The organism is Streptomyces sp. NPDC052101, from assembly GCF_040680235.1.
Classification (GTDB): Bacteria; Actinomycetota; Actinomycetes; order Streptomycetales; family Streptomycetaceae; genus Streptomyces.
The window spans coordinates 38,942-54,374 of the sequence record NZ_JBFAWH010000035.1 but is presented as its reverse complement, the minus strand read 5'-3'; the positions used below and the strand labels follow the sequence as shown (position 1 = coordinate 54,374).

The 15,433-nt window shown below is 70.8% G+C and carries 13 protein-coding genes; 7 read left to right on the top strand and 6 right to left on the bottom strand.

What is annotated here, in order from left to right:
- Positions 1-23 precede the first annotated feature (23 nt).
- Entirely contained in the window at positions 24-878 is an 855-nt protein-coding gene (locus AB0L75_RS37060; RefSeq protein ID WP_365190353.1) for a siderophore-interacting protein, read from the bottom strand.
- Between the two features lie 68 nt (positions 879-946).
- The gene (locus AB0L75_RS37055; RefSeq protein ID WP_365190351.1) at positions 947-1,993 is read right to left on the bottom strand and encodes an ABC transporter substrate-binding protein; all 1,047 of its coding nucleotides are present in this window, start codon (positions 1,991-1,993) and stop codon (positions 947-949) included.
- A gap of 269 nt (positions 1,994-2,262) precedes the next feature.
- Between AB0L75_RS37055 and AB0L75_RS37050 the strand changes: the two genes are divergently transcribed.
- The 3 genes from AB0L75_RS37050 to AB0L75_RS37040 all read left to right on the top strand — a co-directional run bounded on the left by AB0L75_RS37050 (position 2,263) and on the right by AB0L75_RS37040 (position 5,854).
- Positions 2,263-3,447: a polyprenyl synthetase family protein gene (locus AB0L75_RS37050; RefSeq protein WP_365190349.1), complete on the top strand. Its 1,185-nt coding sequence runs from the start codon at positions 2,263-2,265 to the stop codon at positions 3,445-3,447.
- Positions 3,444-4,073, top strand: coding sequence for a biliverdin-producing heme oxygenase (locus AB0L75_RS37045; protein ID WP_365190347.1), 630 nt, complete (start codon positions 3,444-3,446; stop codon positions 4,071-4,073). The genes AB0L75_RS37050 and AB0L75_RS37045 overlap by 4 nt, the downstream gene beginning before the upstream one ends.
- A gap of 110 nt (positions 4,074-4,183) precedes the next feature.
- Positions 4,184-5,854 (top strand): 5'-nucleotidase C-terminal domain-containing protein, encoded by a 1,671-nt coding sequence (locus tag AB0L75_RS37040; RefSeq protein WP_365190344.1) that lies wholly within the window; start codon positions 4,184-4,186, stop codon positions 5,852-5,854.
- Between the two features lie 205 nt (positions 5,855-6,059).
- On the opposite strand, the gene AB0L75_RS37035 is transcribed toward AB0L75_RS37040, so the two are convergent.
- Genes AB0L75_RS37035 through AB0L75_RS37020 form a run of 4 tightly spaced genes read right to left on the bottom strand, consistent with a single transcriptional unit; the run spans position 6,060 to position 11,711 of the window.
- Complete coding sequence (locus tag AB0L75_RS37035) at positions 6,060-7,220, bottom strand: acyl-CoA dehydrogenase family protein (RefSeq protein ID WP_365190341.1); 1,161 nt, start codon at positions 7,218-7,220, stop codon at positions 6,060-6,062.
- Between the two features lie 5 nt (positions 7,221-7,225).
- A complete protein-coding gene (locus AB0L75_RS37030; RefSeq protein WP_365190338.1) occupies positions 7,226-8,170 on the bottom strand; it encodes a hydroxymethylglutaryl-CoA lyase in 945 nt (314 codons plus the stop codon).
- The gene (locus AB0L75_RS37025) at positions 8,167-10,083 is read right to left on the bottom strand and encodes a biotin carboxylase N-terminal domain-containing protein (RefSeq protein WP_365190335.1); all 1,917 of its coding nucleotides are present in this window, start codon (positions 10,081-10,083) and stop codon (positions 8,167-8,169) included. The genes AB0L75_RS37030 and AB0L75_RS37025 overlap by 4 nt, the downstream gene beginning before the upstream one ends.
- 11 nt (positions 10,084-10,094) lie before the next feature.
- Positions 10,095-11,711: a carboxyl transferase domain-containing protein gene (locus AB0L75_RS37020; RefSeq protein WP_365190332.1), complete on the bottom strand. Its 1,617-nt coding sequence runs from the start codon at positions 11,709-11,711 to the stop codon at positions 10,095-10,097.
- 97 nt (positions 11,712-11,808) lie between these two features.
- Between AB0L75_RS37020 and AB0L75_RS37015 the strand changes: the two genes are divergently transcribed.
- The 4 genes from AB0L75_RS37015 to AB0L75_RS37000 all read left to right on the top strand — a co-directional run bounded on the left by AB0L75_RS37015 (position 11,809) and on the right by AB0L75_RS37000 (position 15,424).
- Entirely contained in the window at positions 11,809-12,408 is a 600-nt protein-coding gene (locus tag AB0L75_RS37015) for a TetR/AcrR family transcriptional regulator (protein ID WP_365190330.1), read from the top strand.
- Positions 12,409-12,515: 107 nt separating this feature from the next.
- The gene (locus AB0L75_RS37010; protein WP_365190327.1) at positions 12,516-13,673 is read left to right on the top strand and encodes an acyl-CoA dehydrogenase family protein; all 1,158 of its coding nucleotides are present in this window, start codon (positions 12,516-12,518) and stop codon (positions 13,671-13,673) included.
- A gap of 36 nt (positions 13,674-13,709) precedes the next feature.
- Positions 13,710-14,579 carry an acyl-CoA thioesterase II gene (gene tesB, locus AB0L75_RS37005; RefSeq protein ID WP_365190325.1) on the top strand — a complete coding sequence of 290 codons (870 nt, stop codon included), beginning with the start codon at positions 13,710-13,712 and terminating at the stop codon, positions 14,577-14,579.
- Positions 14,580-14,857: 278 nt separating this feature from the next.
- Positions 14,858-15,424 carry a hypothetical protein gene (locus AB0L75_RS37000; protein WP_365190322.1) on the top strand — a complete coding sequence of 189 codons (567 nt, stop codon included), beginning with the start codon at positions 14,858-14,860 and terminating at the stop codon, positions 15,422-15,424.
- The last annotated feature ends 9 nt before the right edge of the window (positions 15,425-15,433 follow it).

Below are 15,433 nucleotides of genomic sequence, written 5' to 3'. Positions count from 1 at the left end.
GACCGGCGTCACGCCAGGCCGGGTTACTCCGCGGCCCGCAGCTCTTCCTCGGTCATCCCCTGCCGCCAGTACCCGACGAACGCCACCCGCCGCCGGTCCACCCCGCGCTCGCCCACGAAGTGCCGCCGCAACGCCTTGACCTGCCCCGACTCGCCCGCGATCCACACGTACGGCCGCTCGGCCAGGGGGAGTCGGGCGGCCCGTACGGCGTCGACGGCCATGGGGGCGCCGTCGTGCCGGACGAGCCAGGTGATCTCCGCGTCCGCGTCCGTCGCGATGTCCTGGATGTCGCCGGCGTGCGGCACCTCCAGCCAGGCGTGGACGCGGGTGCCGGCGGGGAGGGACTCCAGGATCGCGGTCGCGGCCGGTACGGCCGTCTCGTCGCCCCACAGCACGACGAGATCGGTGTCCTTCGTCGGACGGAAGCGGATCGCGCGGTTGTCGGCGAGGGCGGGCCCGAGCAGCAGGACGCGGTCGCCGGCGGCGGCCCGGGAGGCCCAGCGGGAGGCCGGGCCGGCGGTGGTCGCGTCACCGGGTTCGATGCCGTGCAGGACGAAGTCGATGTCGATCTCGGCGGTGTGGCCCAGGGCGTCCCGGCGCAGGGCGCGCAGGGTGTACGAGCGCATCACCGCCCGTATGTCGTCCGGCAGTTCCCGCCAGCCCTGCCACCAGCCGTCGCCCAGCTCCAGCGGTACCACGGGCTCGGGCTGGCCTGGATGCGGCAGGAACAGCGACAGGGACTGGTCGCGGCCGTCGGAGTGGAAGGCCCGCAGATCGGCCCCGCCGAACGTGACCCGGACGAGAGACGGCCCCAGCCGCCTCGTCCGTACGACCTGCAAGGAGAAGAAGCGGAACGGGGCGGCTACGGCCGTCGTCATGGTGACTCCTGAAGGGGGGTGGGATTCAGGACTTTCTCGGCGCTGCGGCAGGGCTCTGCCGGGGTGGGTCAGCTGACCTTCCTGGCCTTCTCCAGGGCCTCGGCCAGAGACGTCAGCAGGGGTACGCACTTGTCGTACGACAGGATCGGCTCGGGGGAGCGGGCGATGACCTGACCCGCCTTCACCGCGGGCAGCTTCTTCCAGGTCGGCTTGGTGATGTCGGCGGGCTGGAGCGCGGAGGAGCGGTCGTCCATCATGATGATGTCGGCCTGGTACTTGTCGACGTTCTCCCAGCTCAGCGACTCGTACCAGCCGCCGCCCTGCTTCTTCGCGCTCTCCGGCGGCTCCACGAAGTTGACGCCGAGTGCCTTGAAGTACTCCAGGTCGGCGGAGAGGTGGGTGCCGGAGACGTAGAAGAGCTGGTCGCTCGCGCTGCCGGCCATCACCTTGATGCCGGGCTTGGCCTTGGCGGCGGCGCGCAGCCGGGCGGCCGCGGCCTCGAACCGCTTCTTCGCGTCCGTCACCTTGGCGGCCTTCATGTCGCCGCCGAGCGACTGCGCGAGGTCCCACATCCGCTGCAGCGGCCCGGTGAGCTGGCGGTCGTAGACGGAGATGCCGACGCTCGGCGCGAGCTGCGCGATCTTCTTCTTCGACTCCTCGGGGACGTACCAGAGCGTCCCGGCGCCGTCGAACATCGTGGTGATCAGCACGTCCGGCGCGAGGGACGCGTACTTCTCCAGGTTGAACTGGCCCCAGGCGTTGCCGAGGACCGTCACCTTGCTGATGTCCATGTCGCCGGCCTGGACATCGGGCTTGCCTGCGCTGGTCCTCGTCGGTCCGAAGACGCCCTTGACCTGTACGCCGTAGTCGTAGAGGGCCGCGCCGACGCCGGTGAAGGCGACGATGCTCGCCGGGACCTTGTCCAGCTTCACGGCCGTACCCCGGTCGTCCTTGAACGACCAGGGGCCGGACTTGCCGGACTTGGCCGCCGTGCCGGAGCCACTGTCTTTGCCTTTGCCGTCCCCGCAGGCGGCGAGCGCGGCGCCGAGTCCGAGGGCGCCGCCCGCGGAGAGCAGTCCGCGGCGAGTGGGGTGGGTGGCACGGGCTTGGGACATGGGTATGGCTGCTTTCGAACGGGGCGGAGGGCCCGCCGGACAGGTTCCAAGGTAGGTTAGCCTAACCTCATCTAATGTCCAGGGTGGGGGCGATCCGGCGCACCCCGCACAGGGGAGCGGAACCGGCCATTCATCGCGTACCCGCCCCTCAACGCCCCTTTTCCCGCCTGGTTGTTGCGATCACGCGCGGTTATGTTGAGCCGCACGACGAGAGCTGTTCGATGACGACCGAGTACGGGGCAGGAGTGGCCGCAGCGGTGGGTGGAGACATGAGCGCGGTGGAGGGCGTCGTCCGTGCGGACGCCGCGCTGCTGGAGGCGGATCTGGCCCGGTTCCTCGGGTCGCTGACCGGCGGGCCACCCGGCACTTCGGGATCCGTCACTTCGGGATCCGGCACTCCGGGATCCGTCACTTTGGGATCCGGCTCGGCCTATGGCGCGGCACTCGACCGCGCGTTGCGTCTGCCGGTCGCCGACGCCGTCGGCTCCAAGGCCGGGCAGGAGGCGCTGCGGCCGCACCCCGGGGCTCCCGGGGGCGGGGCGCCGCTGCGACCCTCGATGGTGTACTGGGCATACCGCAACTACCGGGGCTTCGACGCCGTCTCCGGCCCCTCCGCGGCCGACGCCGGGGACGACGCCCTCGCCGCCGTCCGCCGGGCCGCCGTCGCCGTGCGGGTGCTGCTGAAGGCCGCGGTCGTGCTCGACGACATCCAGGACGGCAGCGCCGTCCGCTACGGCGAACCCGCGCTGCACCTCACCCACGGCGTCCCGCTCGCCGTCAACACCGGCTCCTGGCTGATCGCGGCCGCACTGGCGCACGCGGCCGACCCGGCCGTCGTGGAGAGCCTGCTCGCGGCGGTGGCGAACGGGTTCACCGGGCAGGCCGTCGACATCGCGACCCGCTCGGACCGCACCCGCACCGACCTGACCGAGGCGTCGTACCCGGAACGGATCGGCTTCTGGGAGTCGATGGCCGCGCTCAAGACGGGCACGCTGTTCCGGATGCCGCTCGACGCGGCACTGGCCGCCCTCCACGTCGTCGCCGACGAACGGGCCGCCCTTCAGGAGGCGATGCGCCAACTCGGGCTCGCCAGCCAGCTGTTCAACGACGTCACCGACTTCGTGCCGGAACTCGGCGGCGCCAACACCCACGAGGACTTCGACGCACTGAGCAACCGCGTCCTGCTGGAACTCCTCGACTCCGCACCGCCCGACGCCCGCCCTGACCTGTCCGGCGAGCGGCTGCGCTCGTACGTCCTCGGCCACCCCGGACTCGACCGGACGCTGCTCGCCCTCGCGGCCGAGGCGGCCGAGCGCAAGCGTGTCGCGAAGGAGGCCGTGCACCGGGTGTGCCGCTCGGCGGAGAGCGCCGCCTACTTCGACATCACCATCGAGCGCAAGGGCCACCTCATCGACCGGCTCCACGACACCCTCCGGCAGCGGAGCGGCGTATGACGGCGACAGCGGTCGACCACCTCCGCACCGGCACCCGGGCCTGGCACGACGCCCTGGAGGCCACCGGTTTCGCCACCGCGCTGCTCGCCGGGACCCTCCCCCTCAACCGCTATGTGGCCCAACTCGCCGCCTACCGGGTGGTGCTGAGCGCCCTGGAGACGGAACTCGACCGCGCCACCGACCCCGCGGTGGCCGGGCTGTGGGCGGCGGAGGACCTGCGGAAGGTCTCTCTGATCCAGCGCGATCTGCGCCATTTCGCGGTGCGCGGCGCCACCCCGGTCCGCTGGCCGGCCGCAGCGGCGGTGGCCTTCGCGGGCGAGATCCGCACGGCCGCGGTCGCCAGCCCGCTCTCGCTGCTCGGCTTCCTGTACGTCCTGGAGGGCTCCACCCTCGGCGCGCGCTACCTGAGCCGGTACGTCACCGGCGCCTACGGCCTGCACGGCACCGACGGCACCGCCTACTACGCCAGCGGTGACCGGGCCCGCTGGACCCGGTTCACCACCCGGCTGAACGAGGCCCTCACCGACCCGTCCGCCCAGACCCGCGCCCTGGCCGCCGCCGAGCGGGCCTACCGGCACACGGCCCGCATCACCGGTGCCCTCTCCGCCGGCCTGCCCCTGCCTTAGCGGTATGTCTCGTGGGCCCAAGTGCCACCGCTGCGCCCGCGAATGTCCCCCTGCCGTTCACTCGTTCCGGCTACGGTGCCGACGGCGCGACACACCTCCGCAGGAGAACCATGAGATCCCCATCCCGTTTCGGGCTGGTCGCACTGGTCACGGCGACAGCGGCCGTTTCCGGGGCCCTGCCCGCATCGGCCTGGTCGCCGTATGACGGCCGTCCCGGGAACCCGCGCCGAAGCGATGTCGTCGACATTCAGGTGCTCAACGTCTCCGATTTCCACGGTCAGCTCGACCCGCTCAACGTGCACGGCGTCGGTGATGTGGGCGGTGCGGCGGCGCTCAGCTCTTACTGGAGGGCCGACCGTCAGAAGAACCCCGACACGCTGCTGCTGACCGCCGGGGACGCGGTCGGCGCGAGCGCGCCCATTTCCGGCTTCTTCGACGACACGCCCACGATCCGGTTCATGAACTACGCCGGCTTCGACGCCGACACGTTCGGCAACCACAACTTCGACAAGGGCCTGGAGCACCTGCAGACGCAGATCGACGACGCGCGATTCCCGTACGTGTCGGCGAACCTGAGGCGCCTGGACGACAACCTGAGCGGTGTCAGCCCCTACGCCATCAAGAACGTCGACGGCGTGAAGGTCGCGATCATCGGCGTGACCAATCCCGAGGCCCCCACTCTGGTGGCGCCGGGAAACCTCGGCACGATGACGGTCACCGACCCGGCGGCCGCGGCCATGCGAGCGCGCACGGAGGCGGCCCGGCACGGCGCCAGGGTGTTCATCGCCCTCGGCCACCTCGGTATCGAAGGCACCGACCAGTCGGGCGACCCGACGGGGCCGCTGACGGATTTCGCGCAGCGCGTCCACGGCTTCGATCTGGTCCTGGGCGACCACACCGACGTGCAGTACCAGGGCCGGATCAACGGCGCCCTGGTGCTGGAGAACCGGAGCAAGGGCGCCACCTATGCGCGTACCACGCTGACCTACGACCGCCGTCGCGGCGGCCGGGTCGTGAACGCCGCCTCCGAATTCGTCGTGCCGGTCAGCGGTGCGGTACAGCCGGATCCGGACGTGGTGGCGATGCTGAAGCCCTACCGCGAGGAGATGGCGAAGCGCTACGACAGCACGGTGGGAACGGCGACGGGGCTGTTCGGGAACGAGGAGAGCGATGTGCGGGGCCGGGAGACGGCTCTGGGCGACCTGACCGCCGATGCGCTGCGGGCCACCTACAAGACGCAGGTCGCCTTCACCAACGGCGGCGGGATCCGCGCGGCGCTTCCCTCGGGGTATCTGCCGGCCGACACATCGCTCAGGCGTCCTTCGTCGGGCTATGCCGCCGGTCCGCCGTACGACCTGGTGACGGGTGACGCGTACTCGGTACTGCCGTTCGGCAACCAGTCGCTCACGCGGACGCTGACGGGTGCACAGCTGTGGGCGGTGCTGGAACACAGCGTCAGCAAGGCACCCGGCACCTTCGGCGGCTTCCTGCAGGTCTCAGGGCTGCGGTTCACCTACGACTCCGCCCAGCCCGCCGGGTCCCGCGTCCAGTCGGTGACGCTCGACGACGGCACGCCGGTGGCGAACGACGCCACCACGTACACGGCGGCCACCAATAACTTCACCAACGCCGGTGGCGACGGGTACACGATGCTGGCCGACGGGCAGGGCGCCAGCCGCAACCTGATGGCCGCGGACCTCCTGGACTACGTCACCGCCCGGAAGACACTCACCCCGGCGACTGACGGCCGTATCCAGGACGTCTCCCGACCGGACGCCTGACAGATGCACCGAAATCCCCCGCCTCCGTCCAGGCGGGGGATTTCGTGGCGTGCCGTTCGGCTTGCGGCCGGTGACCGCCGTGACCGTCACCGATCCGGTGATGTCCGTCGAGGGCCGGCGCCGGCGACCGCAAGATCACCGAAGCCCTCGACGCCGCCTGACCGGACACCGGCCCGCACGGCTACGGCGCCATGACCGCTCCAGCTCAGCTCACCAGCCCCAACTCCCGTGCGATCAGCATCCGCTGGACCTCGCTCGTGCCCTCGCCGATCTCCAGGATCTTGGAGTCGCGCCACATGCGGGCCACCGGGTACTCGTTCATGAAGCCGTAGCCGCCGTGGATCTGGGTGGCGTCGCGCGCGTTGTCGACGGCGACGGTGGAGGAGTAGAGCTTGGCCAGGGCCGCCTCCTTCTTGAAGGGCTCGCCCGCGACCAGGCGGGACGCCGCGTCGCGCCAGGCCAGGCGGGCCGTGTGGGCCTTCATCTCCATGTCGGCGATCTTGAACTGGATGGCCTGGTTGGCGCCGATGGGGCGGCCGAAGGCGTGGCGCTCCTTCGCGTACTTCACCGACTCGTCGACACAGCCCTGCGCCAGGCCCGTCGCGAGCGCCGCGATGGCGATACGGCCCTCGTCGAGGATGCGCAGGAACTGGGCGTAGCCCCGGCCCTCCTCGCCCAGCAGGTTCGCGGCGGGGACCCGGACGTCGGCGAACGACAGCTCGCGGGTGTCGGAGGCGTTCCAGCCGACCTTCGAATAGGGCGCGGCCACCGTGAAGCCCGGCGTGCCGGACGGGACGATGATCGCCGAGATCTGCGGCCTGCCGTCCGGCTTGCGGCCGGTCACGGCGGTGACGGTCACCAGGCCCGTGATGTCCGTACCGGAGTTGGTGATGAAGCACTTCGTGCCGTTGATCACCCATTCGTTCGTGTCCGGGTCCAGGCGGGCCGTCGTACGGGTCGCCCCCGCGTCGCTGCCGCCGTCCGGCTCGGTCAGCCCGAACGCGCCGAGCATCTCGCCCGTGCAGAGGCGGGGGAGCCACTCGCGCTTCTGCTCCTCCGTGCCGAACAGGTGCAGCGGCATCGCGCCCAGCGAGACGCCCGCTTCGAGGGTGATCGCCACGGACGAGTCGACCCTGGCCAGCTCCTCCAGGGCGATGCCGAGCGCCAGATAGTCGCCGCCCATGCCGCCGTACTCCTCCGGGAACGGCAGCCCGAACAGGCCCATGCGGCCCATCTCGCGGACGATCTCGTACGGGAACTCGTGCCGCTCGTAGAAGTCGCCGATCTTCGGCGCCACGACATCGTGCGCGAACTCCTCCACCGTACGGCGGAGTTCCTCCAGCTCGGGGCTGAGACGGTGGTCCATGCTGATCACTGGTCCTTGTGGGAGAGAGCGCGGACGGTACGGGACGGGCTGGGCCGGTCCAGATGGGCGGCCATCCACACGCTGGTGGCGGTCAGACGGCCGAGGTCGACCCCGGTCTCGATGCCGAGTCCGTGCAGCATCCAGACGAGGTCCTCGGTGGCGAGGTTGCCGGTGGCGGACTTCGCGTACGGGCAGCCGCCGAGGCCCCCGGCGGAGGCGTCGATGGTGGTCACGCCGTGTTCCAGGGCCGCGTAGGTGTTCGCGAGCGCCTGGCCGTAGGTGTCGTGGAAGTGGACGCCGATCATGTTCGTCGGGACGCCCTCCTCGTTCAGCAGGGCGAGCAGTTCGAGGACATGGCCGGGGGTGGCGACGCCGATGGTGTCGCCGAGGCTCAGCTCGTCGCAGCCCATGTCGCGCAGGGCCGTGCAGACGCGGGCCACCTGGTGCAGGGGGACCGGGCCCTCCCACGGGTCGCCGAAGCACATGGACACATAGCCGCGTACATGCGCGCCCGCGTCCTTCGCCTGCCGCACCACCGGCCCGAACACCGCCAGCGACTCGTCCACCGTGCGGTTGAGGTTGGCCTTCGCGAAGGACTCCGTGGCGCTGGCGAAGACGGCGATACGCTCGGCGCCCAGCGCCAGCGCCCGCTCCAGGCCGCGCCCATTGGGCACCAGCACCGGCAGCGCTACCCCCGGAAGGTCCTTGACCAGCGGGAACAGCTGCTCGGCGTCGGCCAGTTGGGGCACCCACTTCGGGTGCACGAAGCTCGTCGCCTCGATGGTCGTCAGGCCCGCGCCGGCGAGCCGGCGGATGAACTCCGCCTTGATCTCGGTCGGTACGGCCCGCTGCTCGTTCTGCAGTCCGTCGCGCGCGCCGACCTCGTGGATCCGCACCCGCGCGGGCAGATCGGCGGCCGGTACGGCCATGGGCAGTCCCTCGGCGGTCACTCCGCCACCTCCTCATGGGGTGTGATCACGGCGAGCACCTGGTCCATGGCGACCGTCGTGCCCGCGCTCACGTCCAGTTCGGCGACCGTGCCGGCGTGCGGGGCGGAGATGACGTGCTCCATCTTCATCGCCTCCACCACCAGCAGGCTCTGCCCGGCGGCCACCTCGTCGCCGACGGCCACCTTGACCACGGTGACCGTGCCGGGCATGGGCGCGGTGAGGGAGTCGGCGCCCGCGTGCGCGGACCTGCCGAGGGACGCGGCGACCGGGTCGTGGTCCCGCACCTGCCAGGCGTCGCCGTCCCGGCCGATCCAGTCACCGGCCCGGCGGAAGGCGTGGCGGACGCCGTCGAGGGTGACGGAGACCGTGTCGTCCGTGACGGTCGCGGTGCCGCGCGGGGTGTACGTCACCGGGTCCTGCACCCGCAGGTGGAAGGCGGGCGGCTTCGGGGTGCCGCCGAGCCGCCAGCCGCTCGGCACCGAGAAGGGGTCCACCCAGCCGTCCGTGCGGGGCGCGAGCGCCTGTGCCCGTACGGCCGCCGCCGCCTCGTAGACCTCCTCCGGTACGTCCGTCGGGACCAGCTCGTCCACGACCCGCTCGACGAGGCCCGTGTCCAGCTCGCCGGCCACGACCGCCGGATGGGCCAGCAGCCGGCGCAGGAAGCCCGCGTTGGTCGGCACGCCCAGCGTGACCGTCCGCGCCAGCGCCGCCCGGATCTTGCGCAACGCCGTCTCGCGGTCGGGGCCGTAGGCGATGACCTTGGACAGCATCGGGTCGTACAGGCTGCCCACCTCGGTGCCCTCGCTGAGCCCGGAGTCGGTGCGGACGCCGTCGCCCCGGGGTTCTTCGAGGAGCAGCACCGTGCCGCCGGACGGCAGGAAGCCGCGCGCGGGGTCTTCGGCGCAGATACGGGCCTCGACCGCGTGCCCGGTGAGCGTGATCTCGGACTGCGTGAAGCCCAGCTTCTCGCCGGCCGCCACCCGCAGCTGCCACTCCACCAGGTCCAGGCCGGTGATCAGCTCGGTGACCGGGTGTTCCACCTGGAGGCGGGTGTTCATCTCCATGAAGTAGTACGACGACGGGTCGCCGCCCGGCACGATGAACTCGACCGTGCCCGCGCCCCGGTACCCGCACGAGCGCGCCGCCTGCACGGCCGCCTCGCCCATCGACGCGCGCGTGGCCTCGTCGAGGAGCACGCTCGGCGCCTCCTCGATGATCTTCTGGTGGCGCCGCTGGAGCGAGCACTCGCGCTCACCGAGGTGGACGACGCCCCCGTGGCCGTCGGCCAGCACCTGGATCTCGATGTGCCGGGGCCGGTCGACCCACCGTTCCACCAGCAGCGTGTCGTCACCGAAGGAGGCGCGGGCCTCACGGCGGGCGGCCGCGATCTCCTCCTCCAGCACGGTCATGTCCCGCACCAGCCGCATGCCCTTGCCGCCACCGCCGGCGGAGGGCTTGAGCAGCACGGGCGCGCCCAGTGCGCGGGCCGCCTCGGCCAGTTCGGGATCGCGTCCGCCGGGCACCACCGGCACCCCGGCCGCCTGCACCGTCTCCTTGGCGCGGATCTTGTCGCCCATGAGCGCGATCGCGTCCGCCGGCGGGCCGATGAAGACCAGCCCCGCCTCCTCGCACGCGCGCGCGAAGCCCGCGTTCTCGGCGAGGAAGCCGTACCCCGGGTGGACGGCCTGGGCGCCGGTACGGACGGCGGCCTGAAGCAGCCGCTCCACCGACAGATAGCTCTCGGCGGCCGGAGCCGGGCCGATCCGTACCGCCGTGTCGGCCTCCCGGACGTGCCGGGCATCGGCGTCGGCGTCGGAGAAGACCGCCACCGAGCGCACGCCCAGCGAGCGGAGCGTACGGATGACGCGTACGGCGATCTCGCCCCGGTTGGCGACCAGCACTGTGTCGAACACGGTTCCCCTCCTCACATCCGGAAGACGCCGAACTGGGGGTCTCCCAGAGGCGCGTTGGCGCAGGCCGTCAGGGCGAGGCCCAGCACCTGACGGGTCTCCAGCGGGTCGATCACGCCGTCGTCCCAGAGGCGGGCCGTGGCGTAGTAGGCGTTGCCCTGGCGCTCGTACTGCGCGCGGATGGGCGCCTTGAAGGACTCCTCGTCCTCGGCGGGCCATTCCTCTCCCCGCGCCTCCAGCTGGTCGCGCTTGACCGTGGCGAGGACGGAGGCGGCCTGTTCGCCGCCCATGACCGAGATCTTGGCGTTGGGCCACATCCACAGGAAGCGGGGGGAGTAGGCCCGGCCGCACATCGAGTAGTTGCCCGCGCCGTACGAACCGCCGACCACCACCGTCAGCTTCGGCACGCGCGTGCACGCGACGGCCGTCACCATCTTGGCGCCGTGCTTGGCGATACCGCCCGCCTCGTAGTCCCTGCCGACCATGAACCCGGAGATGTTCTGCAGGAACACCAGCGGGATGCCGCGCTGGTCGCACAGCTCGATGAAGTGGGCGCCCTTCTGGGCGGACTCGGAGAACAGGATGCCGTTGTTGGCGACGATCCCGACCGGGTGGCCGTGGATCCGGGCGAAGCCGGTGACCAGGGTCTGCCCGAACTCGCTCTTGAACTCGGCGAACCGCGAGCCGTCGACCACGCGCGCGATGATCTCGCGCACGTCGTAGGGGGTACGGGAGTCGACCGGGACGGCGCCGTACAGCCCGTACGGGTCCGCCTTGGGTTCCGCGGCCGGTGTGACCTCCCAGGGGAGGGACTGCCGGGCGGGCAGTGTGGCGACGATGTTCCGTACGATCCTGAGCGCGTGGGCGTCGTCCTCGGCGAGGTGGTCGGTGACACCGGAGATCCGCGAGTGGACCTCGCCGCCGCCCAGCTCCTCCGCCGTCACGACCTCGCCGGTGGCGGCCTTCACCAGGGGCGGGCCGCCGAGGAAGATCGTCCCTTGGTTGCGGACGATGACCGCCTCGTCGCTCATCGCGGGCACGTACGCGCCACCCGCCGTGCAGGACCCGAGCACGGCCGCGATCTGCGGGATGCCGGCGCCGGACATCCGGGCCTGGTTGTAGAAGATCCGCCCGAAGTGGTCCCGGTCGGGGAAGACCTCGTCCTGCATCGGCAGGAAGGCGCCGCCGGAGTCCACGAGGTAGACGCACGGCAGCCGGTTGTCGAGGGCCACCTCCTGCGCGCGCAGGTGCTTCTTCACGGTCATCGGGTAGTACGTGCCGCCCTTGACGGTCGCGTCATTGGCGACGATCACGCACTCGCGCCCGCTGACCCGCCCGATCCCGGCGATCACGCCGGCGGCCGGGGCCTGCCCGTCGTACATCCCGTCGGCCGCGAGCGGTGCCAGCTCCAGGAACGGCGACCCGGGGTCGAGCAGCGTGTCCACCCTGTCCCGCGGCAGCAGCTTGCCCCGCGCGGTGTGCCGGGCGCGCGCCTTCTCGCCGCCGCCGAGGGCGGCCGCGGCCAGCTTGGCGCGCAGCTCCCCGACCAGCGCGAGATGCGCCTGTTCATTGGCCCGCCAGGCCTCCGACGCGGGGTCTGCCGCGCTCTGGAGCTCCGGTGCCTCCTGCATCCTGCGGTCCCCTCACCCGGTGTTCGAACCTGTTAATGAGCGTTAACCATTTCCTTCAGGTTAACGACCGCTAACCTCGCTGTCTAGAATTGCCTGCATGGTCACCAGAACCGACGCCCCGACCCGCCGCGAGCAGATCCTGAAGGAGGCCGCCCGGCTCTTCGCCGAGCGCGGTTTCCACGGCGTCGGCGTCGACGAGATAGGCGCCGCGGTGGGCATCAGCGGCCCCGGCCTCTACCGGCACTTCCCGGGCAAGGACGCGATGCTGGCCGAGCTGCTGGTCGGCATCAGCGGCCAGCTGCTCACGGGCGCCAAGCGTCGCCTGGCGGAGGCGGACGGCCGGACCGCGGCCTCGTCCGTCCTGGACTCCCTCATCGAGGGCCACATCGACTTCGCCCTGGACGACCGCCCCCTGATCACCCTGCACGACCGCGAGCTGGACCGGCTGCGCGACAGCGACCGCAAGCTGGTGCGGCAGCTCCAGCGGCAGTACGTCGAGCTGTGGGTGGAGGTGGTCCGCGAGGTGTACCCGGCGCTGACCGAGCCGGCGGCCCGCTCGGCGGTCCACTCCGTCTTCGGCCTGCTGAACTCCACGCCGCACCTGGGGCGGGCGGGAACCCTGCCGGGCCGGGGCACCACTGCCGCGCTGCTGCACCGGATGGCGCGGGGGGCGTTCGAGGCGGCGGGGGACGCCTGACTTCCGACGGCGGGGCGTGGTCAAGCTCACCCTGGACTCCCGTGCGTACTCGCCGGTATCTTCGATTCTGAGCAAGCGCTTAGACAGGTATCCCTGGAGGTGGCGGCGTGCGCCGTACGGTGTTCAACGAGGATCACGAGGCGTTCCGGGAGACCCTGCGCGCCTTCATCGAGGCCGAGGTCGTCCCGGTCTACGACGAGTGGTTCGCCGCCGGCCAGGCGCCGCGCGACTTCTACTACAAGCTCGGTGAGCTGGGCATCTTCGGCATCAACGTGCCGGAGGAGTTCGGCGGCGCGGGCCTGGACAGCCACAAGTTCGAGGCGGTCCTCTACGAGGAGACCGCCCGCGCGGGCGTCCAGTTCGGCGGCTCCGGCGTGCACGTGCTGCTCGCCCTGCCGTACATCAAGATGCTCGCCACCGACGAGCAGAAGAAGCGCTACCTGCCGAAGTTCGTCAGCGGCGAGGAGATGTGGGCCATCGCGATGACGGAGCCGGGCACCGGTTCCGACCTCGCGGGCATGAAGTCCACCGCCAAGCTCTCCGAGGACGGCACGCACTACGTCCTCAACGGCGCCAAGACCTTCATCACCGGCGGCGTCCACGCCGACAAGGTCATCGTCTGCGCCCGCACGGCCGCGCCGACCGCCGAGGACCGCCGCCACGGCATCTCCCTGTTCGCCGTGGACACCAAGTCCGAGGGCTACTCCGTCGGCCGCAAGCTCGACAAGCTGGGCCTGAAGACCTCCGACACCGCCGAGCTGGCCTTCGTCGACGTCAAGGTCCCGGTCGAGGACCTGCTCGGCGAGGAGAACAAGGGCTTCTACTACCTCGGCCACAACCTGGCCTCCGAGCGCTGGGGCATCGCCTTCGGCGCCTACGCGCAGGCCAAGGCCGCCGTCCGGTTCGCCAAGCAGTACGTCCAGGAGCGCACCGTCTTCGGCAAGCCGGTCGCGCACTTCCAGAACACCAAGTTCGAGCTGGCCGCCTGCCAGGCCGAGGTCGACGCGGCCGAGGCCGTCGCGGACCGCGCCACGGAGGCCCTGGACGCCGGTGAGCTGACGCCCGCCGAGGCCGCCTCCGCCAAGCTGTTCTGCACCGAGGTCGCCCACCGCGTCATCGACCGCTGCCTCCAGCTGCACGGCGGCTACGGCTACATGAACGAGTACCCGATCGCCCGCCTGTACGCGGACAACCGCGTCAACCGCATCTACGGCGGCACCAGCGAGATCATGAAGACGATCATCGCCAAGGACATGGGCCTGTAAGGTCCCCGCGAATCACTGGCCGGTACAACTGACGCCATGAGCCAGGCACTCCAGGATCTCCTCGATCTGCTCGACCTTGAGCAGATCGAGGAGAACATCTTCCGCGGCCAGTCCCGCTCCGCCGTCGTACCCCGCGTCTTCGGCGGGCAGGTCGCGGCGCAGGCACTGGTCGCCGCCGGGCGGACGGTCCCCGCGGACCGCCCCGCCCACTCCCTGCACGCGTATTTCCTGCGTCCCGGCGACCCCGGCGCGCCCATCGTCTACACGGTGGACCGCATCCGCGACGGCCGGTCCTTCACCACCCGCCGCGTGGTCGCCGTCCAGCACGGCAAGCCGATCTTCCATCTCTCGGCGTCCTTCCAGACGGACGAGGAGGGACTCGAACACCAGGCCCCGATGCCGCCCTCGCCCGACCCGGCGACCCTGCCCACCTCGCAGGAGCGGCTGCGCGGCTACGACCACCTCGCGCCCGAGGTCGTCGAGAGGTTCCTGGAGGCCCGCGAGGCGATCGACCTCAGGTATGTGGAGGAGCCGCCGTACGGGCAGTTCGGCGAGCCGCGTGAGCCGCACTCGCAGGTCTGGTTCCGCACCAACGGCAAGCTGGCCGACGACCCGTTGCTGCACGTCGTCCTCGCCACCTATGTCTCCGACATGACCCTCCTCGACTCCATCCTGCTCGCGCACGGCCGCGGCGGATGGGCGGTCGGCGATGTCGTGGGCGCCTCCCTGGACCACGCGATGTGGTTCCACCGGCCCTTCCGCGCCGACGAGTGGCTGCTGTACGACCAGGAGTCGCCGTCCGCGCACGGCGGCCGCGGCCTCGGCCAGGCCCGGATCTACACACAGGACGGCCAACTCGCCATCACCGTCATCCAGGAGGGCGTGGTCCGCGTACCGCGCGCCTGACGCCCTTTGCGCCCCTGACGCTCCGAGGTGCCGAGTGACGCGGGGGGTACTAATCTCTAAGAGTGAAGGCCGCAGCACACGGCGTAACCGGCTGACGAGTTTCCGGGTCCCCGGAACGGCAGACGTCGGCGGTGAGCGCCGTGTCGCCTACCTCTGCGGCGACACCTGAAGAGCGCGCCGTGCCTTCCCCCTCCGTGCGCACGGCGTCGGCCATCCATCCATCCCACGCCTCCCCAGTAAAGCCGCGAGAGATGGTGGAAACGAAAGGGTAGTTTCCCATGCGAACACAGCGCGTCAGGCGTTATGCCGTGATGTCCGCAGCAGCTTTCCTGCTGGCAGGCGGAGCGGCCATCGGCGCGGCGGGCACCGCCTCGGCAGCACCTGTACACCACAACCTCGGTTCCGTCACCCGGCACGATGACGACTGCGGTCGACACCACGGCCACCACCACGGTCACGGGCATGACCACGGCCGTGACGACAACAAATGCTGTGACGACAACAAGGGCTCAGGCAACAACAAGGGCTCCGGCGACAACAAATGCTGTGACGACAACAAAGGCTCAGGCAACAACAAGGGCTCCGGCGACAACAAATGCTGTGACGACAACAAAGGCTCAGGCAACAACAAGGGCTCTGACGGCAACAAATGCTGTGACGACAACAAAGGCTCTGGCGACAACAAGGGCTGTGACAACAACAAGGGCTCTGACGACAACAAGTGCTGCGACAACAACGGCCGTGGCGACCATGACGACAACGGCCGTGGCGACAACGACAACAAAGGTCACTGCGACCACGACCATGACCATGGCCACGACGACCACGGCCGCGGCGACCACTGATCCGACGCC